Here is a 25,668-nt window from a genome sequence, read left to right on the forward strand (position 1 = left end):
AGAGTAGGTCATCGTCAAGATTCAATTCCAGAACCCCTGTCTGCGCTGCAGACAGGGGTTTTGTCTTTTCAGGGGCTAGGGTAGCGGGTTGTTCCTGCCACCCTCTGCACCGGCCAGGCCGGCCCCTGCACACAATGGGCTGCAGGAGCCGACCTTCAGTCTATGCAGTGCGCCGAGCCCGGCTACTGCGCCGCGCCAGCAACTTGCGCCACCAGATATACACCCCTGTCACCGACAGCACCGCAATCACTAACCCCAGCACCGCGATCATCACCTGGCCTGTAGTGCCGAGGATCCTGCCGCCATGTATGGGTAGTTGCAGCCGGTAGAAGCGTTCCCCCAGGGTGCCCTGGCCAGCGATCTCCTGCCCCAGCAGGCGCCCGTCGGTGCCATGGAAGAACAACCACGACTTGCCCTGGGCATCGGTGTCGTGCTGTCCGAAACCGGCGCCATAGAAGTTGTACTCGAAGCTGTAGTACAACTCGCCGATCGGCGCCGTCAGCCCCAGCCGCTGGCCCTCCTGCTGCGCCAGCTGATGGGCTTGATGCCATGTCAGCTGGGTCTGCCCCAGTTCTTCTCTGGGCAGCCTGCCACGGGCCTCATAGACGCTTGGTTCCACCGGCGAGAACAGCGACACCGCCGGCTTGAACACCTGGCTGGGCAGGTTCATCGCCACACTGCTGACGGCCACCGGCAACAGCAGCAGCCACAGCCACAAGCCCCCAGCCCTGTGGATATCCATGTTCAGTCGATACGCATGCCCGCCCTTGATCTTCCAGGCCGTGCTCCATTTGCGCCAGAACGGACGACCACGGGGCAGGGTCAGCAGCAGGGCGATGAAGCAGTCGAGCACCCACAGGATCGCCACCACGCCCATCAGCCACAGCCCCCAGTTGCCCGGCAGGGTCAGGTTGTAGTGCAGCTCGAGGACGAACGGCATGAAGTTCTCCCGCGAGAAACAGCACTCGCCCCAGTAGCGCTGGCCCAGCGTCTGGCCGCTGACCGGGTCGAGGTAGAACACCGTGTTCTTCTCGGCATACGGCTTGTCAGTGGCCGGGTCGTTGCGCGGCACCATCGCCAGCAACGCCGAGTGACCGGGCTCGTCGGGGTATTCCATGTACCACACCTGCAGGCGCGGGTATTCGGCCTGCACCTTGTCCACCAGGTTGCCGGGGTCCTGGCGGGGGCCTTGTGCCGGGGCTTCATAGAACGAAGGGTTCAGCCATTCGTCGATCTCGTGGTTGAACGCCAGCACGCTCCCGGTGAGCCCTGCCAGGGCAAGGAACAGCGCGGTGGCCAGGCCGATATAGCGGTGCAGCAATACGTAGAGGTGGCGCATATAAAAGGATTCCAGATCAGGTCGCCAGATGCGACAAAGCCAGCGCCTGGAATCAGGCACTGGCTTTGCGGCTCACGGGGGTGTGGTCAGAACTGATAGCTGACCGTGGCGCTGACATTGCGCTCTTCACCCATGTAGCAGTAGTTCAGGCTCGCGCACGAGGCGATGTAGCTCTCGTTGGTGAGGTTGTTGGCATTGAGCCGCACATCCACGCCCTTGAGCCCGACCTTGCCCAGGTCGTAGCCAACCGACGCATCGAACAGGGTGTACGACGGTACCTTCATGGTGTTTTCCGCATCCACCCAGCTGTAGCCCACGTAACGCACGCCACCGCCTACGCGCACACCGTCCAGCACCCCCTGGCGGAAGTTGTAGTCCGCCCACAGCGAGGCCATGTGCTTTGGCGCCTGGGTTGGCGAGTTGCCCTTGTTGTCGAGTGTGCTGCCAGCCAGGGTGCTCGGCATCGTCTTGCTGTACTCGATGTCGGTGAAGGTGTAGCTGCCCAGCACCTTGAGGTTTTCGCTCAACTGCATGTGCGCTTCCAGCTCCAGGCCTTGGGAACGTACCTGCCCGACCGGGTAGTAGAAGTCGTCCTGCGGCTGTTTGGTGGCCAGGTTCTCCTGCTCGATGCGGAACACCGAGGCGGTGAACAGGTTGTCGGTGCCCGGCGGCTGGTACTTGATACCGGCCTCCCACTGGGTGCCTTCGGTCGGTGCCAGCGGGTTGCCGGCGGCATCGGCGTAGGAGTTGGGGTTGAACGACTCCGAATAGCTCAGGTAAGGCGCAATACCGTTGTCGAACAGGTACAGCACGCCCGCGCGGCCGGTGAGCTTGGTGCGGTCATCGCTGATCTTGGTGCCCAGTGGGCGGGTAGGCTCGGCGATACGATTCTCATCCGAGGTCTTCACCCAGTCCTGCCGCAGCCCCAGCGAGAAGCGCCACTTGTCCAGCTCGATCAGGTCCTGGGCGTAGATGCCGGTCTGCTGCAGGCGCCGGGTGTAGCTGGTCGGTGCGTAATAGGTGATCTGCGAATTGCCGTACTGCGGGTTGAACGCATCGATCGACGCCAGGCCGCCGCTGCTCCAGTCCACCACGGTCTTGCGTCGCTGGTAGTCCAGGCCCACCAGCGTGGTGTGCTTGGCCGCGCCGGTGAAGTACTCGGCCTGCAGCATGTTGTCGATGATGTAGGAGTGCAGTTTCTCGTCGGCACCGGTGTAGTAGCGGTTCAGCTTGTTGCTGGTGGGCGACTCGTAGCCCCAGGCGTACACCTGGTCCATCTTCACCGTCGAGTCCAGGTAGCGGAAGTTCTGGCGTGCGGTGAACACGTCGTTGAAGCGATGCTCGAACTGGTAGCCGAACGACTGCTGATTGCGCTCGTAGCTGTCGATGCCCGGCTCGCCCTCGAAGAAGTGCTCCGAGATACGCTGGCCGTTGCGTTTGTGCAGCGCGCCATCGGCGGGCACGCCGGCGTGGTAGCCGCCTTCCGGATCGTTCTGCAGGTAGGCCTGCAAGGTCAGCGAGGTGTCCTCGGTGAAGTCGATGCTCAGGGTCGGCGCCAGCGCATAGCGCTTTTCTTCGTTGTGATCGAACTGGGTGTCGGACTGATGCGTCAGGCCGGTCAGGCGGTAGGCGATACGCTTGTCGTCGTCCAGCGGGCCGCTGAAGTCGAAGCCCACCCCACGCTGGCCCTGGGTGCCGACGGTAGCCTGCACCTGGCGGAAGGTCTCGTACAGTGGCTTCTTGGTGGTCAGTGCCACCAGGCCACCTGGCGAACTGCGGCCATACAGCACCGACGACGGACCTTTGAGAATATCCACGCGCTCGAGGAAGTACGGGTCGATCTGCATGGTGCTGAAGGTGCCGCTGTCACCCATCGACTTCAGGCCGTCGATGTAGATGTTGTCCACCGAGCCATCGTTGAAGCCGCGCATGGCCACATAGTCATAGCGGTGGGTCGCGCCATACGGGTTGGTCAGCACGCCCGGGGTGTAGCGCATGGTCTGCGAGACCGTCTGTGCGCCTTGGTCGTCCATCTGCTGGCGGGTCACCACCGACACCGACTGCGAGGTCTCCAGCAGCGCGGTACTGGTCTTGGTCGCGATCTGGCTGTGGGTGGCGTTGTAGCCCTCCATGCTGCCCAGCGCGTTGCCCAAGGCAAAGCCACGCACGTCGGTGGTAGGCAATGCCAGTGCGGCGTCCTGCGGGGCCGCATGCAGCACATAACTGGTGCCATCCTGGCTCACCGCCTCCAGCCCCGTGCCATTGAGCAACTGGCGCAGCGCCTGGTCGGTGGCGTAGCTGCCCTGCAGGCCGGGCGATTGCGCGCCCTGGGTCATCTGCGGGGTGCTCGACAGCGTGATGCCGGCCTGGCGTGCGAACTGGTTCAGCACCTCGTCCAGCGAGCCGGCGGGGATGTTGTACTGCTGGCTGGCGCTGCCCGCAGGTTCGGCCATCGCGACCATCGGCACGCTGGCCAGGCCCAGCGCGGTACCGAACAGTGCGGCGCGCACCGCCTTGCCCAGGCGTGAATCTAAGAGAGGTTGAAACTCATTACTGTCAGTGAGCCGCGGCTGGGCCAGGGTATCGCGCATGAAGAGCATCCGTAGGGTCGGTAAGGGCAGAAGGGAGTCGCTTACTGTCCTAGCCGGACGTGCCGACAAAACCCGCCAAAAAAATCAGCGCATCACGCCTGGCGTTCCAGGCGTACCCACCAGCGCGTGCGATAGCTGACATGCACCGGCAGGGTCTGCGGCAGCAGGTGCAGCAGCTTGTCGGTGTCTTCCAGGCGGAACACCCCGGACAGGCGCAGGTTGGCGATATCGTCGGAGCAGCTCAGGTAGCCGTGGCGGTAGCGCGCCACCTCGTCGATGAAGTCCCCCAGGCGCATGTTGCGCGTGACGATCAGGCCATCGGCCCAGGCACCGGGGTCCATGTTCTGCTGCGCCACGGGTGTGGCGCCCTGGGCATTCACCAGAAAGGCTTCGCCAGCAGCCACCCATTGCAGCCCGGCGGGGCCGGGGTGATGGATCGCCACCTTGCCCTGGCTGACCGTGACGCGGGTGCAGTCGCGCTCCTGGCGCACCACGAAGCGCCCATCGAAGCCTTCGAGCAGCGCATCGCGGCTCTGCACCAGCAACGGCCGCCCAGCCGGTCCGAGCGGGTGTTCGGCGCAGGTCAGCATCAACTCCCCGTGCTTGAGGCGCACCAGGCGCTGGCGGCTGTCAAAGGCCAGGTCTGCCGCGGTATGGGTATTGAGATTGAGCAGGCTGCCATCGGGCAGGCGGACGCTGCGCCGCTCGCCGGTGGCCGTGGCGAAATCCGAGGTCCACGGGTCGAGCAGGCCAACGTCCTTGCTGACCCAGGCCGCTGAGCCAAGCATCACCACGCCGCCCAGCAGCTTCAGGGCCTGGCGCCGGTGCAGCCGCTGCTGGCTGTTCTCCAGGGTCTGCAGGGCGACGACACCGGCGCCCGGCACCGCACGCAGGTTCATTTCCTGCTGCAGGCTGTGCACCCGTTGCCAGGCCAGTTCGTGCTCGTGGCTGGCGCTGCGCCACTGCTCGCACTGGGCCTGCAACTGCGGGCTGGCGCCGTTCTCGCGCACCCGCAGCATCCAGTGAATGGCCTGCTTGACCACGCGCGGGCTAGGGTTCATAGCGCAGCAGGTAGCAGTGATAGAGGGCGTCGGCCACATACCGCTCCACCGAGCGCAGCGAGATACCCATCTGCTCGGCGATCTGCTTGTGGCTCAACCCTTCGCATTGGGCCAGCAGGAACGCGGTGCGCACCTTGGGCCTGAGGCCGTCGAGCAGGCACGCAATGCGTTCCAGTAGCTCCAGCAGCAGCTCGCGGGTTTCCGCTGATGGCACCTCGGCCTCGGGCAGCTGCGCCAGGGCTTCGAGGTAGGCACGCTGCAGCTCTTCGCGGCGCCAGTGATCGATCACCAGCCCCCGTGCGATGGTACGCAGGAATGCGCGTGGTGCATTCAGCTCCAGTTGTTCGCGCCGCTGCAGCAGGCGCACGAAGGTGTCCTGGGCCAGGTCCGCGGCATCGGCCGCATTGCCCAGGCGGCAGCGCAGCCAGGTGTTCAGCCAGCTGTGGTGTTGCTGATAGAGCCTGTGCACAGAGTCGTGGGAGGACATGAAGGCGCGCTGCAACCAAGGTCATAAATGATAATTAGTCTCATTGTTATGGGGCCTTGCGCAATTTGCAACCACTGACCGACCCGGCGGCGCGTTCAGCCCTGCGGCTGGCTGGCCAGGTACTGCCTGATGGCCTGCATGCCCTTGTCCAGGTGCTGGGTCAGAAGCTGTACAGCATCGTCCACCTGGCCGGCCTGGGCTGCGTCCACCAGCGCGATGTGATCGTCCTGGGTCAGCTTGCCCAGCCCCATCGACGACAGATGAAACCGCAGGAAGCGCGCCTCTTCGCTCAACTCGTTGTCGATCAGGCGCAGCAACTTCTGATTGGGCGCCTTGCGGTACAGGGCCATGTGCAACAGGCGGTTGAGTTGGCCCATCTCGGCGTGCCGGGTCTCGTTCTGCAGTTGCTCGATGTAGCCCCGGGCCAGGGCGATGTCCTCGGCGTCCAGCAGCGGGATCGACTGGCGCAGCGCCTCGCTCTCCAGGATCACCCGTAGCCCGTAGGAGTCCATCGCATCTTCGCTGATCAGCGGGGCCACCACCGCGCCCTTGTGCGCCACCACCTGCAGCAGCGACTGCGCCTCCAGCTGACGCAGGGCCTCGCGCACCGGCATGCGGCTGACCCCGAACAGCGTCGCCAGCTCCTGTTGGCGCAACGCCATGCCGGGTGCCAGGCGCCCGTCGAGGATGGCGCTGCGCAGGCGCTCTTCGATCACGCTGCGCGCCAGGTGAGCAGGCACCTGCTCGTCACCCAGAATGCTCAGGAGTTTGATTTTTTCGGCCACGCTGACTGCCCTGCTAGCAAAGATTGGATCCAATGACCCTAGTGATGACGGTTGCGCCTGTCAAATTCAGGCCGGCGCGGGCCTGCGGGCGTTCGCGGCGGCTATCCTGAATGAAGTCGCAGCGCTTTGGAAGCTTGCCGCCGTGCGCCATTGTCTTTTGCCCGCCCAGCCTGCACCATCGCGATTCCACGATCTGCATGGACCGCCGGCCTTGGCGATACGTTGGGCTTTGCCTCTGACCCCGCGCCGGGCTGGCCTGGCGCTGTTGCTCGGCTGCGTATTGCTGGGCAACCTGCGCGCGGACTGGGACTTTTCCCAGATCAGCCGCAAGGCCCAGGCCCTGTACGGCCCCCTTGGTGCCGGCCAGCAGCGTATCGATGCCTGGCAGCAGTTGCTTGCCACCCAGCGCCAAGGCAGCGAAGCCGAGCGCCTGCAGGTGGTCAACCAGTTCTTCAATCGCCAGTTGCGCTACGTCGAAGACCCCGAACTGTGGCAGCAGGCCGACTACTGGTCCACCCCGATCCAGTCACTGATCAAGGGCGCCGGCGACTGCGAAGACTACGCCATCGCCAAGTATTTCAGCCTGCGCCGCCTGGGTATCCCCAGCGAGAAACTGCGCATTACCTACGTCAAGGCGCTGCGCCAGAATCGCGCGCACATGGTCCTGACCTACTATTCCACTCCAGAGGCGATGCCGCTGGTGCTCGACAGCCTGATCGACACCATCGAGCCGGCCAGCCAGCGCACCGACCTGCTGCCGGTGTATGCCTTCAATGGCGAGGGCCTGTGGCTGACCGGGGCGGGTGGCAATCGCAAGGTCGGCGACAGCAAGCGCCTGTCGCGCTGGCAGGATCTGTTGAAGAAGATGCAGGCCGAGGGGTTTCCCACCGAGCCGGCTTACTGAGGATTGCGGATGTCACTGTTCAAGCAATTGTTGCTCGCCATCTGCCTGTTTCTGGTGGTCGCCTTCAGCGGCAGCTTCATGGTCGGCCTGGAAAGCTCGCGCAGCCAGTACGTCAATCAGCTGCGCGCGCATGCGCAGGACGCCGCCACCGCGCTGGCGCTGTCGCTCACGCCGAACATCGACGACCCGGCAATGGTCGAGCTGATGGTCAGCTCCATCTTCGACAGCGGCTACTACGCCAGCATCCGCGTGATCGACCTGGGCCCCAATGCCCTGCTGGTGGAGCGTCACGCCGAGCCGGACAGCAGCGGTGTGCCGGCCTGGTTCATCCGCCTGATCAACCTGGAGCCGGCCGGCGGCGATGCCATCGTCAGCCGCGGCTGGCAGCAGGCGGCGCGGGTCGAGGTGGTCAGCCACCCGATGTTCGCCCTGGCCAAGCTGTGGCGCAGTGCGCTCGGCAGCCTGGCCTGGCTGCTGGCCTGCGGGGTGGTCAGTGCACTGCTGGGGGCGCTGCTGCTGCGCCGTCAACTGCGACCGCTGGACTACCTGGTGGCGCAGTCCCAGGCCATTGCGCGTCGCGAGTTTCTCAGTGCGCTGCGCCTGCCGCGCACCCCGGAGCTGCGCCGGGTGGTGCAGGCCATGAACCAGATGGTCGAGAAACTCAAGGCGCTGTTTCTCGAGGAGGCCCAGCGCAGTGAAGCCCTGCGCGCCGAGGCCTGGCAGGACAGCCTGACCGGCCTGGGCAACCGGCGCTTCTTCGAGATGCAGCTGTCTGCCCGGCTCAGCGCCCAGGACGATAGCCCCGGCTACCTGATGCTGGTGCACGTGCAGGACCTGGCCGGGCTCAACCTGCGCCTGGGCGGCCAGCGCACCGATGCCCTGCTGCAGGCTCTTGCGCAGCAGGTGCAGCGGGTGTGCGCGCACTATCCCAAAACCCTCGACCTGATCGCCCGTAGCCGTGGCGGCGAGTTCGCCGTGCTGGCACCGGGGCTGGTGCATGACGAGGCCGTGCACCTGGCCCAGGAACTGGAGCAGACCCTGCACAGCCTGTACGACACCGGTGCTTCCGACCGTAACCCGGTGGCCTGGATCGGCCTGGCCCCCTACAGCCCGGGCGACGCCCCGCAGGCCCTGCTCGAGCGCTGCGACGAAGCCCTGGCCCAGGCGCAGAGCCAGCAGCTGCCGACGTGGGTCTGCCTGCCCGCGCACGCCCCGGCGCTGCTGGACCACGACTGGCATGCCCTGCTGCAACACGCCCTCGACCAGCGCCGCTTCGAGCTGTTCTTCCAGCCGGTGGTGGCGACGCACGAGCTGGGCCGCGTATTGCAGTACAAGGTGCTGTCGCGCCTGCCCGACGGGCATGGGCAAACCCTCCCCGCCGGGCGCTTCCTGCCCTGGCTCGAGCGTTTCGGCTGGTCGATCCGGCATGACCTGCTGATGCTCGAACAGGTGCTGGCCCACCTGCAGCGCCATGACCAGGCGCTGGCGCTGAACCTGTCGGCGGCCACCCTGGCCGACCCCCAGGCGTTGCAGGCGGTGTACGGGCTGCTGGGGCGTCACGCGGTGCTGGGCCCGCGCCTGACCCTGGAGATCGGCGAAGAGCAGTTGCCCGACCAGGCCGCGCTCGAGCAGCTGGCACGGCAACTGGGCGCGCTGGGCTTCAAGCTGAGCTTGCAGCATTTTGGCGGGCGCTTCAGCATGATCGGCAACCTGGCGCACCTGGGCCTGGCGTACCTCAAGGTCGACGGCAGCTTCATCCGCGCCATCGATCAGGAGCCGCACAAGCGCCTGTTCATCGAGGCGATCCAGCGCGCAGCGCACAGCATCGACCTGCCATTGATTGCCGAGCGGGTGGAAACCGAAGGCGAACTGGAGGTGCTGCGCGAAATGGGGATTTTCGGGGTGCAGGGGCGCTTGATCGGCGAGCCCCGGCCCTGGGCACCGTAGTGGCTTCTTCGCCGGCCACGCCGGCGCCTGCAGGCGGCGGTGAACCCCGCAGGCGCCGGCCTGGCCGGCGAAGCTGCTAGATCAACGGCCGCTCCTCATCGATCAGCTTGTTCAAACCCCCCATGGTCTGGCGCGCGCTCGAACGGCTGAGCAGCTTGGCCTGTGCGCTCGCCGGCAGGTCGGTGATGCTGATCACGCCCTTGCTGGTCAGTACCTCGATCAAGTCCTCCAGCACCCGGATCATGTCCAGGTCGCTCTGCTGCAGTTTCTTGGCAAACCAGGCCTGAGCCTCCGGCGAATCGTTGGGCAGCGCTTCGTTCTCCTCGGCAAAGGGCGTCGACTCCAACCGCACGATCTGCCCACGGGTGTCGCGTTGCACATAGAACATGGCCTTTCCCCCTGATGACATCTGCATGATGGCCTCAGCAGCATAGGCCACGCGAGGCGGACAACGCTCTCTATGCTTATTCTCTAAAGGTATTTAAATTATTTTTCTTATGCATTTATATTTATTTCCACGCGCAGTTACCGACCCGACACGTGGGAGTGAAAAGATATGTCAGCGGCCCCTGGCGCCTTGTCGTACACCGACAGCGCCCAACCCCAAGCCTTCGAGATTCGTCCGTTTGCCGGTGCCGTGGGCGCCGAGATCATCGGCCTGGACCTGAGCCGTCCGGTCAACGCTGGCGATTTTGCGCGCATCCACCGCGCGCACCTGGACCACCATGTGGTGGTGTTCCGCGACCAGCGCATCACCCCCCAGCAGCAGATCGACTTCAGCCGCCGTTTCGGCGTGTTGCAGATCCACGTGCTCAAGCAGTTCCTGCTCGGCGGCCACCCCGAGATCCTGATCGTCTCCAACATCATCGAGAACGGCCAGAACATCGGCCTGGGCGATGCCGGCAAGTTCTGGCACTCGGACCTCTCCTACAAGGAACTGCCCAGCCTGGGCTCGATGCTGCATGCCCAGGAGCTGCCCAGCGAGGGCGGCGATACCCTGTTCGCCGACATGCACAAGGCCTGGGACCAGTTGCCCGCCCACCTGCGTGCCGCCGTCGAAGGCCGCAGCGCCGCGCACTCCTACACCGCGCGCTACAGCGAAACCAAATTCGAAGGCAACTGGCGCCCCACGCTCACCGCCGAGCAACTGGCCCAGGTGCAGGAAGTGATCCACCCGGTGGTGCGTACCCACCCGGAAAACGGGCGCAAGGCGCTGTTCGTCAGCGAGGGCTTCACCACCCGCATCGTCGGCCTGCCCGAGGACGAAAGCCGCCAGATCCTGGCCGAGCTGTACGCCCACAGCGTGCTCGAACACAACATCTACCGCCACCAGTGGCAACCCCACGACCTGGTGTTCTGGGACAACCGCTCGCTGATCCACCTGGCCGCCGGCTGCCCCGCGCACCTGCGCCGCAAGCTGTACCGCACCACCATCCAGGGCGACGCCCCGTTCTGACCCGTCTTCAGGAGTATCGCATGCGCAACTCAATCAGCCGCCTGGCGGCCAGCATCGGCCTGGGCGTCAGCCTGCTCGCCGGCAGCCTCGTCGCCCCCGCCACGGCCCAGGCCGAAGGTGAAATCCGCATCGCCGAACAGTTCGGCATCGTCTACCTGCTGCTCAACGTGGTGCGCGACCAGCACCTGATCGAGAAGCACGGCAAGGCCCAGGGCATCGACATCAAGGTCGACTGGACCCAGCTCTCGGGCGGCGCCGCGATCAACGACGCGCTGCTGTCCGGCTCGGTGGACATCGCCGGTGCCGGCGTCGGCCCGCTGCTGACCATCTGGGACCGCACCTACGGCCGCCAGAACGTCAAGGCCGTGGCCTCGCTGGGCAACTTCCCGTACTACCTGGTCAGCAGCAACCCCAACGTCAAGACCATCGCCGACTTCACCGAAAAGGACCGCATCGCCCTGCCGGCGGTTGGCGTCTCGGTGCAGTCGCGCTTCCTGCAGTACGCCGCCGCCCAGCAGTGGGGCGACAAGGACTACGCGCGCCTGGACAAGTACACCCTGGCGGTCCCGCACCCCGACGCCACCGCCGCGCTGCTGGCCGGCGGCACCGAGCTCAATGCGCACTTCTCCAACCCGCCGTTCCAGGACCAGGCGCTGGCCAACAAGAATGTGCACGTGGTGCTCGACACCTACGACCTGCTCGGCCCCAACTCGCCCACCGTGCTGTTCGCCACCGAAAAATTCCGCAACGACAACCCCAAAACCTACCAGGCCTTCGTCGACGCCCTGGCCGAGGCGGCCGACTTCGCCCAGCACGACAAGGGCGCGGCGGCCGATACCTACATTCGCGTGACCAAGGCCAAGATCGACCGCGAGGCGCTGCTCAAGATCATCGACAACCCGCAATACGAATTCAGCGTCACGCCGAAGAACACCTACAAGCTGGCCGACTTCATGTACCGCATCGGCGCGATCAAGCACAAACCCGAATCGTGGAAGGACTACTTCTTCCAGGACGCCAAGCCACTGCAGGGGAGCTGAGCGCATGACCGCCCGCTTGCCAGGCCACACGGCCAGCAACCTGAGCCCCGTGAGCGCACCGGCGCTGCTGCAGGTGGACAACCTCAGCCTCGAATACCGCACCGCCCAGCGCGTGGTGCGGGCCACCCACCAGGTCAGCTTCGAAGTGGACAAGGCTGACCGTTTCGTCCTGCTCGGCCCCTCAGGTTGCGGCAAGTCGACCTTGCTCAAGGCCGTGGCCGGCTTCATCGAGCCCCGTGAGGGCGCGATCCGCCTGCAGGGCCAGCCGGTGCACGGGCCGGGCCCGGACCGCATCGTGGTGTTCCAGGAGTTCGACCAGCTGCCGCCGTGGAAAACCGTCAGGCAGAACGTGATGTTCCCGCTGCTGGCCTCCGGCACGCTCAAGCGCGCCGAGGCCGAACAGCGCGCCCTGCATTACCTGGACAAGGTCGGCCTGGCGGCATTTGCCGATGCATACCCGCACACCCTCTCCGGCGGCATGAAGGCGCGCGTGGCCATCGCCCGGGCGCTGGCCATGCAGCCCAAGATCCTGCTCATGGACGAACCCTTTGCCGCCCTCGACGCGTTGACCCGGCGCAAGATGCAGGAAGAACTGCTGCTGTTGTGGGAGGAGGTGCGCTTCACCCTGCTGTTCGTCACCCACTCCATCGAGGAGGCGCTGGTGGTGGGCAACCGCATCCTGCTGCTGTCGCCGCACCCGGGGCGCGTGCGCGCCGAGATCCACAGTCACCAGTACGACCTGCACAGCCTGGGCGCTGCCGACTTCCAGGCCAGCGCGCGGCGCATCCATCGTCTGCTGTTCGACGATGATGCCGCCGCCGAGCAGGACGCCGCCCTGGATTTCACCGACATCCGCATCGCCTACTGACCGGGAGCCCCACCGATGACCATCTCTGCACCGGCTCCGCGTCAGGAGTACGAAGTCACCCTTGAACCCCTGCTCAGCGTACCGCTGGAACGCGAGCTGCCCCTGGGCCAGCGCCTGTGGCAACAGGGCTGGCTGCGCAAGAGCCTGATCCTGATCCTGCTGGCGCTGGCCTGGGAAGCCGTGGCGCGCTATCAGGGCAACGACCTGTTGCTGCCCAGCTTCCTGCAAACCGCCGCGGCGCTGTACGACGGCCTGCTCAGCGGCGAACTGCCGGCCAAGGTCGGGGTGTCGCTGGTGGTGCTGCTCAAGGGCTACCTGCTGGGCATCGTGCTGGCCTTCGGCCTCACCAGCCTGGCCGTGTCGACCCAGATCGGCCGCGACCTGCTCAGCAGCCTGACCTCGATGTTCAACCCGCTGCCGGCCATTGCCCTGCTGCCGCTGGCGCTGCTGTGGTTCGGCCTGGGCGACAACAGCCTGATCTTCGTGCTGGTGCACTCGGTGCTGTGGGCGCTGGCGCTCAACACCTATGCCGGCTTCATGGGTGTGTCCGAAACCCTGCGCATGGCCGGGCGCAACTACGGGCTGCGCGGCTTGCGTCTGGTGGTGCACATCCTGATTCCGGCGGCGCTGCCGTCGATCCTGTCGGGGCTCAAGATCGGCTGGGCGTTCGCCTGGCGCACCCTGATCGCCGCCGAACTGGTGTTCGGTGCCACCAGCGGCAAGGGCGGGCTGGGCTGGTACATCTTCCAGAACCGCAACGAGCTGTACACCGACAAGGTGTTCGCCGGCCTGGCCGTGGTGATCCTCATCGGCCTGCTGGTCGAGAGCCTGGTGTTCAATACCCTCGAGCGCGTCACAGTACGGCGCTGGGGCATGCAGCGCTGAGCGCATCGGGGCGACAAAAGTGCGCGTCCTTGTCTAGGCTTGCCTCACAGGGTGGCATGGGCCACCCACCGGTCAGTCAGGGATGAACCGTTGTCTGCTGCCAGCACCATCTACCCACTGCTCGCGCGGCTGTTGCCCAGGGCGATCGCCCCCGATCCGGGCGGGCAGACCCAGCGCCACACGGCCGGCATCGGCATGCCGGCCCAGCGTGCGGTGCTCGGCAGGGGCTTCTGCCTGGTCAACCGCCTGGACGAAGCCGTCGACCTGCAGGTGGTGTATGCCGACCTGCGCCAGCATGCGCTGGATGGCAGCGTGGTGGCGCTCAACGACCTCGGCTGGGTATGGCTCAACGGCAAGTACTGGCGTGCCGAACCGGCCCTGGCCGGGCGCCTGCTGCGCATGGCGGCGCTGCAGGGCAGTGCGGTGGCCTGGTACAACCTGGGCCAGCAGCACTATTTCGGCAAGGGCGTGACCATCGCCTACGCCAGCGCCGCCGAGTGCTACCGGCAGGCCTTCGAGCGCGGCCTGGACGAAGCCGCCGCGGCGCTGGGCGACCTCTACGAAGAAGAGATCTGCGATACCCACCTGCAAACCTGGCAGGTCGATCCGCAGCGCGCCTACGACTGGTTCATGCAGGGCGCCCAGCGCGGCGATGGGCGCTGCCGGTTCGAGATCGGCTACCGCCTCCTGCATGGCCAGCAGGTGCGGGCCGATGCCAGGCTCGCCGTGTACTGGCTGGAGCTGGCGGCCGCAGCGGGGGTGATGCCGGCGGCCGAGGAACTGGCCATGCATTTCAGCGTGGCCGGCAACCCCATGCGCTATCTGTTCTGGCGTGACCGGGCGATCAGCCTGGGCAGCCCGCGGGCGCTGACCCTGAAACACGAAGACCAGTACCGGCGCTGACCTCGGCCGACGGATGCCGCATTGCCGCTATTGACGCCCGGGGCGTTGATCGAAGAATATTGATAGTTAGCAAACTATGAATCTCGACACCTTGCCCATGAATCTTGATGCACTGCAACTGAACATCAGCAGCGGCATGGTCGCGGCCAGCCGTCACTGGCGGCGCATCTGCCAGGCCACGCTGGTCGGCTACGGCATCTCCGAAGCCTGCGCGGTACCACTGCTGATGATCGTGCGCCTGGGCGATGGCGTGCACCAGGTGGCGGTAGCCCAGGCCGCAGGGCTTGAAAGCCCGTCGCTGGTGCGCCTGCTCGACCAGCTGTGCAGCGCCGGTTTCGTATGCCGCAGCGAAGCCCCCGGTGACCGCCGCGCCAAGGCCCTGAGCCTGACCCCGCGCGGGCGCGAGCTGGCCGAGGCGATCGAGGCCGAGCTGGTGCGCCTGCGCCGCCAGGTGCTGCACGACATCCCGCCCGCCGACCTCGAAGCGGCGCTGCGTGTGGTGCGCGCCTTCGAAGACGCCGCGCAGCGCTCGCCGGGCGTGCCTTCATGAAGGACTTCTTCAGCGCCATGCCGCCGGCGCGGGACTGGTTCTACGGCGTGCGCACCTTCGCCGCGTCGATGATCGCCCTGTACATCGCCCTGCTCATGCAACTGCCGCGCCCCTACTGGGCGATGGCCACGGTCTACATCGTCTCCAGCCCGTTCGTCGGGCCCACCAGCTCCAAGGCCCTGTACCGCGCCCTGGGTACACTGCTGGGCGCGGCGGGGGCGGTGTTCCTGGTGCCGCTGCTGGTTCAGACCCCGGTGCTGCTCACCTGCGCCATCGCCCTGTGGACCGGCACCCTGCTGTTTCTCTCGCTGCACCTGCGCACCGCCAACAGCTACGCGCTGATGCTGGCCGGCTACACCCTGCCGATGATCGCCCTGCCGGTGGTGGACAACCCGCTGGCGGTATTCGACATCGCCTCCTCGCGGGCCCAGGAAATCTGCCTGGGCATCGTCTGCGCGGCGGTGGTCGGGGCGATCTTCTGGCCGCGCCGGCTCACCCCGGTGGTGGTCGGCGCCACCGGCAACTGGTTCGCCGAGGCGATCCGCTACTGCGACACCTTTCTTGCCCGCCAGGCCACGCCCGAAACCGTGGGCGGGCTGCGCGCCTCGATGGTCACCACCTTCAACTCGCTGGAGATGATGATCGGCCAGCTGTCCCACGAGGGCGCGCGGCCGCAGACGGTCAAGAATGCCCGCGAGCTGCGCGGGCGCATGATCCACCTGTTCCCGGTGATCGACGCCCTCGACGACGCGCTGCTGGCCCTCGAAGGCCGCGCCCCGGCCCAGGCGGCGCAACTGCAAGGCTTGCTGGAGCAGGCCCGCAGCTGGTTGCAGGCCAGCGCCGAAGACGCCTCGGTGGCGCGCTGGACGGCCCTGCGCGAGCAGCTCGAACGCCTGCAACCGAGTGTCGCCGCCCTCGACGAGCGCCCCGGCCTGCTGCTGTCCAATGCCCTCTACCGGCTGGGCGAATGGATCGACCTGTGGCAGGACTGCTGCAGCCTGCAGCACGCCATCCGCGACGAAGACCTGTCGCCCTGGCGCGCGGTGTACCGGCACTGGCGCCTGGGCCGCCTGACGCCGTTCTTCGACCGTGGGCTGATGCTCTACTCGGTGTTCTCCACCTTCACCGCGATCCTCGCCGCCACCGCGCTGTGGATACTGCTCGGCTGGCCCGACGGCGCCAGCGCCGTGATCCTCGCGGCGGTGGCGTGCAGTTTCTTCGCGGCCATGGACGATCCCGCGCCGCAGATCTACCGGTTCTTCTTCTGGACCACCCTGTCGGTGGTGTTTGCCAGCCTCTACCTGTTCCTGGTGCTGCCCAACCTGCATGACTTCCCGATGCTGGTACTGGCGTTCGCCGTGCCGTTCATCTGCGTCGGCACCCTCACCGTGCAGCCGCGCTTCTACCTGGGCACCTTGCTCACCATCGTCAACACCGCCTCGTTCATCAGCATCCAGGGCGCCTACGACGCGGACTTCCTGACCTTTGCCAACGCCAACCTGGCCGGCCCGGTGGGGCTGCTGTTCGCCTTCATCTGGACCCTGGTGGTGCGCCCGTTCGGCGTGGAGCTGGCGGCCAAGCGCCTGACCCGCTTCAGCTGGCACGACATCGTCGGCATGACCCGCCCGGCCAGCCTGGCCGAACACCGGCGCCTCGGCGTGCAGATGCTCGACCGCCTGATGCAGCACCTGCCGCGCCTGACCCAGACCGGCCAGGACACCAACAGCGCGCTGCGCGACCTGCGCGTGGGGCTCAACCTGCTCGACCTGCTGGCCTACATGCCACGGGCCACGTCGCCGGCACAGGCGGCGCTGGCGCAGGTGATCGCTGAGGTGGGTGCGCACTTTCAGGCGTGCCTCAAGGCCCGCCGCCGCCTGCATGCGCCGGCCGACCTGCTGCGCAGCATGGAGCGTGCGCGGCATGCCCTGAACCTTGAGGCCATGGCCGACTGCGGGGAAACCCGCGTGCACCTGCTGCATGCCCTGAGCGGCCTGCGCCTGGCGCTGCTGCCGGGGGTGGAGGTGGTGCTGGAACCGTCCGACGATCAACCGCAACTGCCCTACGGCATCGATGGAGCCCCCCTGTGATCGGTGAACTGGATATCAGCGGGGTATTTCTGCCCACGCTGCTGGTGATGATGGTGTTCACCTATGTGCTGTTCCTGGGGGTGCACGCGGTACTCACGCGCCTGCACTTCTACCGCCTGGTCTGGCACCGGGCGCTGTTCAACGTTGCTCTCTACGCCGTGCTGCTGGGCACGGTCGACCACTTTTGCCGAAGCCTGATGCTGCCATGAAAAAACCCTTACTGACCCTGGGCCGCGTGGTCCTGACCCTGCTGGTGGTAACGCTGGCAACCGTGCTGGTGTGGCAGATGGTGCTGTACTACATGTTCGCCCCCTGGACCCGCGACGGCCACATCCGCGCCGACGTGATCCAGATCGCCCCCGATGTGTCCGGGCTGATCCAGCAGGTGTCGGTACGCGACAACCAGGTGGTCAAGCGCGGCGACGTGCTGTTCAGCATCGACCAGGACCGCTTCCACCTGGCCCTGCGCCAGGCCCAGGCGACCCTGGCCGAACGCCGTGAAACCCTGGCCCAGGCGCAGCGCGAGGCGCGCCGCAACCGTGGCCTGGGCAACCTGGTGGCGCAGGAGCAGCTCGAAGAAAGCCAGTCGCGCCAGGCCCGCGCGCAATCGGCCCTGGCCGAGGCGCAGGTGGCGGTGGACGCGGCGCAGCTGAACCTCGACCGTTCGGTGGTACGCAGCCCGGTCGACGGCTACCTCAACGACCGCGCCCCGCGCGCCCACGAGTTCGTCAGCGCCGGGCGCCCGGTGCTGTCGGTGGTCGACAGCAACTCCTACCACGTCGATGGCTATTTCGAAGAGACCAAGCTGGGCGGCATCCATATCGGCCAGGCCGTGGATATCCGCGTGATGGGCGACGACGCGCGCCTGCGCGGTCGCGTGCAGAGCATCGCCGCAGGCATCGAGGACCGTGACCGCAGCAGTGGCGCCAACCTGCTGCCCAACGTCAACCCGGCGTTCAGCTGGGTGCGCCTGGCGCAGCGCATTCCGGTGCGCATCGCATTCGACGAGGTGCCGGAAAACTTTCGCATGATCGCCGGGCGCACTGCCACGGTGTCGATCATCGAGGATGCCGCCCGATGAAACGCTTTGCGCTGCTGGGCGCAGGGTTGCTGCTGTCGGCCTGCCAGATGGTCGGGCCCGACTACAGCGTGCCCAAGGAGGCGGCGGTCAATCGCGGCGACCTGCAGGGCGCGTTGCGCAGCGACGCCGACAGCGTGGTCTCGGCACCGGTGCCCGCCAACTGGTGGCACCTCTACCAGGACCCGCGTCTCGACGCGCTGGTCAACCAGGCGCTGGCCGCCAACACCGAACTGCGCGTGGCCGCGGCGAACATCGCGCGGGCGCGGGCACAGGTCGAGGAGGCCGATGCCCAGGGCGGGTTCAATGGTGGGGTCAAGCTGGGTGCGCAGCGCCTGCAGGAGTCCGGCGAAGCCTTTCTGCAACCCGACAAGGTGCCGGTGGCCAACATCGGCGAGGCGATCCTCAGCGCCTCGTACCAGTTCGACCTGTGGGGCACGCTCAAGCGCGGCGTCGAGGCCGCCCAGGCCCACGCCGACGCCACCCAGGCTGCCGCCGACACCGCCCGCATCACCCTGGTGGCGGATGTGGTGCGGGCCTACACCCAGGTGTGCGCGGCCAACGAGGAATACCACATCGCACGGGCCTCGCTGGACCTGCAGGAGCAGAGCGTGACCCTCACCCAGCGCCTGCGTGATGCCGGGCGCGGTGACGAAACCCAGGTGACGCGCACCGAGACCCAGTTCAAGTCGCTGCGCGCCGAACTGCCGCGTTACCAGGCCATGCGCGAGGCGGGCCTGTACACCTTGTCGATGCTGCTGGCCAAGCCGGTCGAGCAACTGCCGGCGGGTACCGCGCACTGCGCCGAGCTGCCGCACATCGCGCAACGTGTGCCGGTGGGCGATGGCGCCGCGCTGCTCAAGCGCCGCCCCGACATCCGCCAGGCCGAACGCAGCCTGGCGGCGGCCACTGCCGGCATCGGCGTGGCCACCGGGCAGCTGTACCCGGACATCAGCATCGGCGCGCAGGTGGGCACCATCGGCATCCTCGAGAACCTGGGCAAGCCGGCGACCAACCGCTGGGGCTTTGGTCCGCTGCTGACCTGGACCGTGCCCACCAATGGTTCGCGGGCACGCATTCGCCAGGCCGAGGCCTCGACCCAGGCGGCGCTGGCGCATTTCGACGGGGTGGTGCTCAACGCCATCCGCGAGACCCAGACCAGCCTGGCGCAGTACAGCGCGCTGCTTGACCGGCGCGACGCGCTGGCCGAGGCCGAGCGCTCGGCGCAACTGGCGGCCGACCAGACCCACCGGTTCTTCAAGGCCGGGCGTGAATCGTTCCTGGCCGACCTGCAGGCCACGCGCACCTACACCGACATGCGTGCGCAGCTGGCGGCGGCCAATACCCAGGTCGCGATGGGGCAGATCGGCTTGTTCCTGGCGCTGGGCGGCGGCTGGTAGCAACCGCTATCTTGCAAGGCCATTCTGGCCCGCTCCCACATGGGCAGCGGTGATCCTTGTGGGAGCGGGCTTGACCCGCGATTGGGCCGCAAAGCGGCCCCCACCCACCCTCGAGCGACGCCATCGGCATCGGAACGTCTGCCTGTACCGCAACTGCAGCGACTAAACTCCAGCGGTCGGGACCGGCGGTGAAATTAAACGCCTACCCGACTGACCTCGAACGACCTGTGCGCTGTCTACCCCATTCAACCCGGCCTGACGCCCAGAAGGAGTGACCCATGGAAGCACCTACCCACAGCTTTAGCGCCCTGTTCAAGCAGCTTGGCCTGCCCGATGATCCCAAAGGCATCGACCAGTTCATCACCAGCCACTCGCCGCTCAAGGGCGACATCAAGCTGGTGGATGCGCCGTTCTGGACGCCGGCACAGCGCGAATTCCTCAAGGAGGCGATTCTGGAGGATGCCGACTGGGCCGTTCAGTTCGACCAGCTCAACGAGGCGCTGCGCAATCCCCGCAAATAAGCGCTGAGCGGCACCTGTACCTGCAGTTGGCGTTGCTATGCTCAGAAAAACAATAAGGGGATGGCGCCAATGAAAGATCCCTACGCACCCGGCTTCTGGGCGGCCGTGACCGCCCTGGGCCTGCTGAGCACCGGCTACTTCTACGGCGTTCGCCAGCTCTACCAGCTGGTGGAGGCCATGCACTTCATGTACGCGGCCGCCGCCGTGATTGCGGCGCTGGCCCTCACGGCTCTTGCCTGGAGCAGCTGGCAGCAGCTCAAGGTGCGCAAGCGCCAGCTCGAGCAGGGCCGCACCCTGGTGGCCATCTGGAACACCAAGGTTGCCCTGCGCCGGGTCGAAACCGTATTCGACCGCTACTTCTGGGGCAGCTACTGGCAGCCGGGGCGCACTTTTCAGGAAGTGATGGGCGAGCTTGAAGGCACCCCGCTCGAACAGAGCCTCGAAGCCCTCAAGCGCCAGTGCCAGCAGCTCGACCAGCAGACCCGCGGGCGCCACCGCTACTGGCTGAACAACGCCCGCGAACTTTCCAGCGTGGCCACGGCCATGGCCCGCGAACGCTACCAGCTCGACCTGTGCGACTCGCAGCAGAGTGCCGGGCGCGGCAGCGCCGTGCTCAACCGCGACCTCGAAGTGCTGGTGTACACCTGGTCGGCGCGCCTGCGCAGCTTCGACCACCAGCTCGACGAGCTGGAGGGCGAATACCGCTGAGGTTCATTCGCCGCGGATGTACTGCTCCAGTTGCAGGATCAGGTTGGCCTGTTCGGCAATCGCCGCCTTGACCAGGTCGCCAATCGACAGCAGACCGATCAGCTGGCCGTTCTCCACCACCGGCAGATGGCGCAGATGGCTGTTGGTCATCAGGTTCATGCACACCTCCACGCTCTGGTGCGGGTCTACCGTGACCACCGGTGCGCTCATGATGTCGCGTACCGGCGTGCCCACCGACGAACGCCCCTTGAGCACCATCTTGCGGGCGTAGTCACGCTCGCTGATGATCCCGACCACCTGGCCGTCATCGACCACCGGCAAGGCGCCGACGTTCTTCTCGCCCATCACCATCAGCGCCTCGAGCACCGTCTGGTGCGACCTGATGGTGTGTACCGCATGGTGTTTTTCTTCTTTGGTATTGAGCAGCTCTTTCACGGTTTTCATGTGCAGCCTCGGCGGTGGATAAGCGGCGATGCCTATCCCCTAAGAATCGTGCACGGATGCCCACTCGGCAAGGTTGAAAACGCCATGGGGCCGATTGAAAAACGTCATGCTCCGTCGAAACCGCGCATCAGCATCAACGCCACGCCTGTCAGCAGCACCGCCGTGGCCCGTTGCAGCAGGCGCCGACGCGCCGGCTGCTGCAGCACATGACGGATGCGCTGGCCGAAATAGCAGTACAGGCAGCCGCTGGCAAACTGCAGCAGCAGGAAGGTCAGGCCGAGCACGGCGATGTCGCGGGTGTGGCTGGCAAACTGCGGGAACACCGCGCTGAACATCAGGATGCTCTTGGGGTTGGACAGCCCGGTCAGCAGGCCCCTGGCGAACAGCGCCCGGAAACCCTCCAGCGCCGGCCCGCCGCTATCGCCCAGCGCCAGCCCGGTACTGGTCCACTGCCGCCAGGCCAGGTACAGCACATACGCGACCCCCAGGGCCTGGATCAGCTGGCGCACCAGCGGGTAGCCCTGGATCAGCGCCGTAAAGCCCAGTGCAAACACCAGAATCGACAGCAGGTAGGCCACGCTGGCGCCCAGTTGCGCCGGCAGCGACTGGCGCAGGCCGGCCTTGAGGCCCAGGCTGAGCAACAGCAGGGTCATCGGCCCTGGGCTGAAGGTCATGCTGGCGCAGAACACCACGAAGTAACCGAAAGAGGAGGGCGTCAGGCCGAGGCTCATGGGGCAGTGCTCACAGTGCAAAGGCCGCAGTCTAGAGCGCGGGCCACGCTGCGGGCAGGCCAAGCAGCGGGCAATCGCACCCGACTTTACTGGTAGGATTACCGGTAAACCTGTGGAGACCTGCATGCTGCCCGTCATCGAGTTCTGCCCCGGAACACCCAAGGTCCAGCAGATCGCCGAAGCCTGGGCGCGTGCCATCGAGGCCGGCGAGCTGCCGGCGGGCAGTCGCCTGCCGCCGGTGCGCGAACTGACCGCGCAACTGGGCGTGAGCAAGTTCACCGTGATCGAAGCGCTGGACCGCCTGCGTGCCCGCAACCTGATCACCTCCAGCCAGGGCCGCGGGCACTTTGTCGCCAGCCGTCACGCGCCGAGGGTGCCGGGGGGCGACACCGACTGGCTGCCGCAGGACCTGGCCAGCGTGCTGCGCCGCTCACTGCTGGCCGATGACAACAGCCTGCGCCCCGGCAGCGGGCACCTGCCGCCCGACTGGCTGGAGCCCGGCAACCTGCGTCAGGCATTGCGCGCCGTGGCCCGCTCCACGCGCCTGCGCATTGGCGGCTACGGCACGCCGGCCGGTTACCTGGCGCTGCGCCAGACCCTGCAGACGCGCCTGCTCAGCCAGGGCATCGCCGCGCCGCTGGAGCAGATCGTCACCACCAGCAACACCGTGCAGGCGCTGGACATGCTGCTGCGGGTGATGCTGCGCCCGGGCGATTGCGTGGTGCTCGACAGCCCGTGCTATTTCAACTTCCACGCCAACCTGGCCCTGCACGGCGCGCGCATCGTCACCGTGCAGCGCACCGCCGAGGGCCTCGACCTGGCGCGTTTCGAACAGCTGCTGGCGCAGCACCGGCCCAGGCTGTACCTGACCACAAGCGTGCTGCACAACCCCACCGGGCACTCGTTCACTGCGGGCCAGGCGTTCGCGCTGTTGCAGCTGGCGCGCCAGTACGACTGCCATGTCATCGAGGATGACCTCTACGCCGACCTGCACCCGCAGGCGCCGGCCCGCCTGGCGGCGCTGGCGGGCCTGGAGCAGGTGACGTACCTGTCCGGGTTCTCCAAGACCCTCAGCGCCAACGCCCGGGTCAGCTATGTGGTGGCCGCGCCGCAACTGGCCGCCAGCCTCACCCACATGAAGCTGATGAGCGGCGGCATCACCTCCGAACTGCTGGAGCAGGTGGTCGACCAGCTGCTCACCGATGGCAGTTACGACAAGCACCGCAAGCGCCTGCAACTGCGCCTGCAGGAGGCGGCCGGGCGCGTCGGGCAGCGCCTGCGGGCGCTGGGCTGCGAGCCGCTGCTGGGGTATGCCGGCGGCCTGTTCATCTGGGTGCGGCTGCCCCCCGGTTGCGACGCCCAGGCCCTGGCCCGTGCAGGCCTGGCGCGGGATGTGCTGCTGGGGCCGGGCAGCCTGTTCGGCCCCGAGCCCGGCCTGTTGCAGTGCATGCGCTTCAACGTCGCCTGCAGCGACGACCCGCAGCTATGGTCGGAGCTGGCGGTACTATTGGACAGTTTTGCCGACCCGGCATCTGCGTTATAACGAACCCCCAAAAACGTCGGCACAGTGTGTAGCCGGCGGCCACCTTCAAGGAGTCACCATGTTGCCAAGGCGGCCCACCGTCCTCACCTTCCTGTTGCTTGGCGCGGGCTCCGCGAGCGCCGACAGTGTCGACCTGGCGCCGCTGGAAGTCACCTCCACCCGCGTGACCTCCGAATGGTTGCAGACCCCGGCCGCCGTCAGCTCGGTGAGCGTCGCCGACAAGCCCGGCGAACAGATGCTGACCCTCGACAGCCTGCTGATGGCGGTGCCCGGCGCGGTGCCGCAAAGCCGCTACAACATGGCCCAGGGCATGCGCCTGTCGATTCGCGGCTTTGGTGCCCGCTCCAGCTTCGGCATGCGCGGCATTCGCGTACTGGTCGACGGCGTGCCGTTGACCATGCCCGATGGCCAGACCGAGATGGACGGTGTCGACCTGAGCCTGGTGGAAAACATCGAAGTGATCCGCGGCTCGGCCTCCACCCTGTACGGCAACGGTGCCGGCGGCGTACTGGCGATCACCACCCGCGAGCCCTCGCTGGAGCCGCGCACCCTCGTGGACGTGGGTGGCGGTGCCGACGGCTATCGCCGCGTGCGTGCCGAAACCAGTGGCACCTCCGGCAACCTTGGCGGGTTGCTGGCGCTCAACGTCACCAACATGGACGGCTACCGCGATCACGCTGCCTCCGAAGCGCGCAACCTCACCGGCAAGCTGCGCTGGCAGGCCGATGCCGGCGTGCTGGGGGTAACCTTCCAGGCCCTCGACAACCGCTCCGAAGACCCTGGCGCCCTGACCCTCGCGCAGGTGCGCGACAAGCGCAGCCAGGCGCGCCCGCAGAGCCTGCTGTTCGACTCCGACGAACAGATGAACCAGCAACGCCTGGCGGTCAACTGGACCAGCCAGCTGAGCGACACCGACAGCTACCAGCTGCGTACCTGGCTGGGCCGGCGTGACTTCGGCAACCGGCTGCCGCTGCGCGCGGGCGGGCAGACCACCTACGAACGCCTGTTTGCCGGTGTCGGCGGGCAGTACACGCACCTGGCCAACTGGTTCGGCCTGGGTCATCAGCTCACCACCGGCATCGACATCGAGCAGCAGCGCGACGACCGCGAGCGGCACAACAACGAAGTCGGTGGTCACACCGGCAACCTCACCCTGCGCCAACGCGAAAAGGCCGGTGGCTATGGGCTGTACGTGCAGGACAGCATCGACCTCACCGAGCGTCTGCAACTGACCCTGGGCGGACGCTATGACGCCACGCGCCAGTCGGTCGACGACCGCTTCCCGAGCGACGGCGACGCCTCCGATGCGCAGCGTTTCGAAGACTTCAACTACAGTGCCGGCCTGAGCTACCGCCTTACCGAGCACACCATGGCGTATGCACGGGTGGCCACCTCGTTCGAGACCCCCACCCTCAACGAACTGAGCAACCCGACCGCAGGCGGCTTCAACACCGGGCTGCAACCGGCGCGGGCGCTGACCCGCGAGCTGGGTGTGAAGGGCGAGTGGGACGACCTGCGCCTGGAGGCGGTGGTGTACAGCATCCTGCTCAAGGACGAACTGGTGGCGCAGAGCACCGACCGCGGCAACACCTACAGCAACGCCGGCAAATCGCGGCGTGACGGCTTCGAGTTGAGTGGCGAATACCGGCCTGTGGATAACTGGCGCCTGTCGATGGCCTACAGCTACAACGACTACCACTACACCCGTTTCGAGGGCTATGACGACAACCGTCTGCCGGGCATTCCCCGGCAGACCTTGTTCACCGAGGTGGGCTACGAGTCGGATGCGTTCTATGCACGGGTCAACATGAACGCCTATGGCCCGCAGTATGCGGACAACGCCAATGAGGCGCGGGTGGCGGGCAATGCCTTGTTCAACCTGCGCGTGGGCACGGTACTTAAGCTTCAGGGCCAGGAGCTGGAACCGTACGTGGGTGTGGATAACCTGACTGACCGGCGTTACTACGACAACCTGCGCATCAACGACACAGGCGCCCGTTACTACGAGCCGGGCCCAGGTCGGACCTTGTACGCGGGCATCCGCGCGAGCTTCTGAAGGCCTGACGCCGAGCGAAAAGGCTGGCACCGCCGATCCTGCAGGCCATTGCGCGTTGCAATCGATGCAGGAGCCGGCCTTGCCGGCGAAGCGCCGCGCGGGCGGCGCTCGATCTGATCGATCGCCACAGAAGCAGCGGCTGGCACCTTGTGAGGTCGCATCTGTTGCCATCCCCTGTAAAACCTTGAACCCCATCACGTTTCCCACACCCCGTTGCAACTTTCTCGCGATATCCCCGTCAGAGCGGTGCGGAAGAGGTTGTAGGACAAATCACCGTCCCTCCC

General features: G+C 66.6%; 24 protein-coding genes. 16 read left to right on the top strand and 8 right to left on the bottom strand.

The genetic code is table 11. The features are described 5' to 3' along the window. Positions 1–160 precede the first annotated feature (160 nt). From B4I46_RS07730 to B4I46_RS07750, 5 genes are all read right to left on the bottom strand, one after another. On the bottom strand, positions 161–1,339 hold the full coding sequence (locus tag B4I46_RS07730) for a PepSY-associated TM helix domain-containing protein (protein WP_286899433.1): 1,179 nt from the start codon (positions 1,337–1,339) through the stop codon (positions 161–163). Between the two features lie 86 nt (positions 1,340–1,425). Further along, positions 1,426–3,801, bottom strand: coding sequence for a TonB-dependent siderophore receptor (locus B4I46_RS07735; protein WP_376787169.1), 2,376 nt, complete (start codon positions 3,799–3,801; stop codon positions 1,426–1,428). A gap of 221 nt (positions 3,802–4,022) precedes the next feature. Continuing rightward, positions 4,023–4,991 carry a FecR domain-containing protein gene (locus tag B4I46_RS07740; RefSeq protein WP_043861333.1) on the bottom strand — a complete coding sequence of 323 codons (969 nt, stop codon included), beginning with the start codon at positions 4,989–4,991 and terminating at the stop codon, positions 4,023–4,025. Continuing rightward, positions 4,981–5,478 (bottom strand): sigma-70 family RNA polymerase sigma factor, encoded by a 498-nt coding sequence (locus B4I46_RS07745; protein WP_054915945.1) that lies wholly within the window; start codon positions 5,476–5,478, stop codon positions 4,981–4,983. The genes B4I46_RS07740 and B4I46_RS07745 overlap by 11 nt, the downstream gene beginning before the upstream one ends. Before the next feature lie 95 nt (positions 5,479–5,573). Next, the gene (locus B4I46_RS07750; protein ID WP_088513906.1) at positions 5,574–6,263 is read right to left on the bottom strand and encodes a GntR family transcriptional regulator; all 690 of its coding nucleotides are present in this window, start codon (positions 6,261–6,263) and stop codon (positions 5,574–5,576) included. 211 nt (positions 6,264–6,474) lie between these two features. Between B4I46_RS07750 and lapG the strand changes: the two genes are divergently transcribed. Together lapG and lapD are read left to right on the top strand one after the other, a co-directional pair. Beyond that, positions 6,475–7,167 carry a cysteine protease LapG gene (gene lapG / locus B4I46_RS07755; protein ID WP_043861331.1) on the top strand — a complete coding sequence of 231 codons (693 nt, stop codon included), beginning with the start codon at positions 6,475–6,477 and terminating at the stop codon, positions 7,165–7,167. Positions 7,168–7,176: 9 nt separating this feature from the next. Then, the gene (gene lapD / locus B4I46_RS07760) at positions 7,177–9,114 is read left to right on the top strand and encodes a cyclic di-GMP receptor LapD (RefSeq protein ID WP_286899441.1); all 1,938 of its coding nucleotides are present in this window, start codon (positions 7,177–7,179) and stop codon (positions 9,112–9,114) included. 76 nt (positions 9,115–9,190) lie between these two features. On the opposite strand, the gene B4I46_RS07765 is transcribed toward lapD, so the two are convergent. Beyond that, entirely contained in the window at positions 9,191–9,502 is a 312-nt protein-coding gene (locus B4I46_RS07765) for a hypothetical protein (RefSeq protein WP_043861329.1), read from the bottom strand. 168 nt (positions 9,503–9,670) lie between these two features. On the opposite strand from B4I46_RS07765, the gene B4I46_RS07770 reads away from it, so the two are divergent. From B4I46_RS07770 to B4I46_RS07825, 12 genes are all read left to right on the top strand, one after another. After that, positions 9,671–10,570, top strand: coding sequence for a TauD/TfdA dioxygenase family protein (locus B4I46_RS07770; protein ID WP_043861328.1), 900 nt, complete (start codon positions 9,671–9,673; stop codon positions 10,568–10,570). A 20-nt stretch (positions 10,571–10,590) separates the two neighbouring features. Then, the gene (locus B4I46_RS07775; protein ID WP_078481728.1) at positions 10,591–11,610 is read left to right on the top strand and encodes an ABC transporter substrate-binding protein; all 1,020 of its coding nucleotides are present in this window, start codon (positions 10,591–10,593) and stop codon (positions 11,608–11,610) included. A gap of 4 nt (positions 11,611–11,614) precedes the next feature. After that, complete coding sequence (locus B4I46_RS07780; RefSeq protein ID WP_043861326.1) at positions 11,615–12,478, top strand: ABC transporter ATP-binding protein; 864 nt, start codon at positions 11,615–11,617, stop codon at positions 12,476–12,478. 15 nt (positions 12,479–12,493) lie between these two features. Continuing rightward, entirely contained in the window at positions 12,494–13,363 is an 870-nt protein-coding gene (locus B4I46_RS07785; protein ID WP_286899451.1) for an ABC transporter permease, read from the top strand. Positions 13,364–13,453: 90 nt separating this feature from the next. Continuing rightward, positions 13,454–14,266, top strand: a complete 813-nt coding sequence (locus tag B4I46_RS07790) for a tetratricopeptide repeat protein (RefSeq protein ID WP_286899454.1) — start codon at positions 13,454–13,456, stop codon at positions 14,264–14,266. A 97-nt stretch (positions 14,267–14,363) separates the two neighbouring features. Next, positions 14,364–14,816 (top strand): MarR family winged helix-turn-helix transcriptional regulator, encoded by a 453-nt coding sequence (locus B4I46_RS07795; protein WP_043861339.1) that lies wholly within the window; start codon positions 14,364–14,366, stop codon positions 14,814–14,816. Next, on the top strand, positions 14,813–16,903 hold the full coding sequence (locus tag B4I46_RS07800) for an FUSC family protein (protein WP_286899458.1): 2,091 nt from the start codon (positions 14,813–14,815) through the stop codon (positions 16,901–16,903). The genes B4I46_RS07795 and B4I46_RS07800 overlap by 4 nt, the downstream gene beginning before the upstream one ends. After that, on the top strand, positions 16,900–17,112 hold the full coding sequence (locus B4I46_RS07805) for a DUF1656 domain-containing protein (protein ID WP_043861322.1): 213 nt from the start codon (positions 16,900–16,902) through the stop codon (positions 17,110–17,112). The genes B4I46_RS07800 and B4I46_RS07805 overlap by 4 nt, the downstream gene beginning before the upstream one ends. After that, entirely contained in the window at positions 17,109–17,984 is an 876-nt protein-coding gene (locus B4I46_RS07810) for an HlyD family secretion protein (protein ID WP_253086546.1), read from the top strand. The genes B4I46_RS07805 and B4I46_RS07810 overlap by 4 nt, the downstream gene beginning before the upstream one ends. Continuing rightward, entirely contained in the window at positions 17,981–19,381 is a 1,401-nt protein-coding gene (locus tag B4I46_RS07815) for an efflux transporter outer membrane subunit (protein ID WP_286899463.1), read from the top strand. The genes B4I46_RS07810 and B4I46_RS07815 overlap by 4 nt, the downstream gene beginning before the upstream one ends. Before the next feature lie 278 nt (positions 19,382–19,659). Then, on the top strand, positions 19,660–19,902 hold the full coding sequence (locus B4I46_RS07820) for a DUF2789 domain-containing protein (protein WP_043861319.1): 243 nt from the start codon (positions 19,660–19,662) through the stop codon (positions 19,900–19,902). A 69-nt stretch (positions 19,903–19,971) separates the two neighbouring features. Continuing rightward, positions 19,972–20,610 carry a hypothetical protein gene (locus B4I46_RS07825; RefSeq protein ID WP_054915884.1) on the top strand — a complete coding sequence of 213 codons (639 nt, stop codon included), beginning with the start codon at positions 19,972–19,974 and terminating at the stop codon, positions 20,608–20,610. Positions 20,611–20,613: 3 nt separating this feature from the next. On the opposite strand, the gene B4I46_RS07830 is transcribed toward B4I46_RS07825, so the two are convergent. Together B4I46_RS07830 and B4I46_RS07835 are read right to left on the bottom strand one after the other, a co-directional pair. Beyond that, positions 20,614–21,054: a CBS domain-containing protein gene (locus tag B4I46_RS07830; RefSeq protein WP_043861317.1), complete on the bottom strand. Its 441-nt coding sequence runs from the start codon at positions 21,052–21,054 to the stop codon at positions 20,614–20,616. A gap of 104 nt (positions 21,055–21,158) precedes the next feature. After that, entirely contained in the window at positions 21,159–21,785 is a 627-nt protein-coding gene (locus B4I46_RS07835) for a LysE family translocator (protein ID WP_286899468.1), read from the bottom strand. Between the two features lie 124 nt (positions 21,786–21,909). Between B4I46_RS07835 and B4I46_RS07840 the strand changes: the two genes are divergently transcribed. Further along, complete coding sequence (locus B4I46_RS07840; protein WP_286899470.1) at positions 21,910–23,328, top strand: PLP-dependent aminotransferase family protein; 1,419 nt, start codon at positions 21,910–21,912, stop codon at positions 23,326–23,328. A 58-nt stretch (positions 23,329–23,386) separates the two neighbouring features. Continuing rightward, positions 23,387–25,384 carry a TonB-dependent receptor family protein gene (locus tag B4I46_RS07845; RefSeq protein WP_078481732.1) on the top strand — a complete coding sequence of 666 codons (1,998 nt, stop codon included), beginning with the start codon at positions 23,387–23,389 and terminating at the stop codon, positions 25,382–25,384. The last annotated feature ends 284 nt before the right edge of the window (positions 25,385–25,668 follow it).

This window comes from Pseudomonas sp. UBA7500 (genome assembly GCF_002478435.1).
Taxonomy (GTDB): Bacteria; Pseudomonadota; Gammaproteobacteria; order Pseudomonadales; family Pseudomonadaceae; genus Aquipseudomonas; species Aquipseudomonas palmensis.